Below are 799 nucleotides of genomic sequence, written 5' to 3' on the forward strand. Positions count from 1 at the left end.
CTTGCCGTTCCGCGAGGAGAGCTTCGCCCTCCTCGCTCGCGGGATGGTGGCACGCCGCCGCCCGCCGGTTATGCCAGGTGCTGGTTGAACCAGTCCAGGACGCGTTGGTATGCCTGGGCCGCCGCCTGTGGGTTGTAGCGCTGGCCGGTGTCGTTGAAGAAGGCGTGGCCGACGCCGGGGAACGTGACCAGTTCGTGGGTCAGTCCGGCGCGTTCCAGTGCCGCCGAGGCGGCGTCCCTGGTGGCGTTCACGCGGTCGTCCTGCTCGGCGTACACCCCGAGGACGGCGGCCTTGGTGCCGGTCATGTCGGCGTTGTCCGGCAGCGGCCCGTAGAAGGGCGCGGCGGCGGCCAGGCGCGGCTCCGACGACGACAGCAGCAGCCACGTCATCCCGCCGCCGAAGCAGAAGCCCATCATGCCCAGCTTCGCCCCTTCGGCCCGCTCACCCAGCTCGCCCACCGCCGCCTTCATGTCGGCCACGAACCGCTCGGGCCCGATCTCCCCGAGCCTGGCGGTGAGCTGCGCGGTGTCGGTGAACGACGCGCTGCCGCCCTCGCGGGACAGCAGGTCGAGGGCCAGGGCCGAGTAGCCGCTCGCGGACAGCCGGCCGGCGACCGAGCGGATGTGGTCGGTGAGGCCGCGGTTCTCGTGGATCACCAGGACCGCGCCCTTGGGCTCAGCCGCGGCCGCCCACGCGGCCTGCAACGTCGTGCCCTCCGGCCCGGGGAAGGTGATCGCCTCCGTCGGCAGCGGCGACGGTCCCGCCGGGCTGGCCGGGGTGCTGGGGGTTGGCGCGGGGG

At 73.6% G+C, this 799-nt stretch carries 1 protein-coding gene; it reads right to left on the reverse strand.

The genetic code is table 11. The annotated features are described in order from the left end of the window. Positions 1-68 precede the first annotated feature (68 nt). The coding region (locus tag ITP53_RS55595; protein WP_195903526.1) for a dienelactone hydrolase family protein at positions 69-799 on the reverse strand (731 nt) is incomplete at its 5' end.

This window comes from Nonomuraea cypriaca (assembly GCF_015645445.1).
Taxonomy (GTDB): domain Bacteria; phylum Actinomycetota; class Actinomycetes; order Streptosporangiales; family Streptosporangiaceae; genus Nonomuraea; species Nonomuraea cypriaca.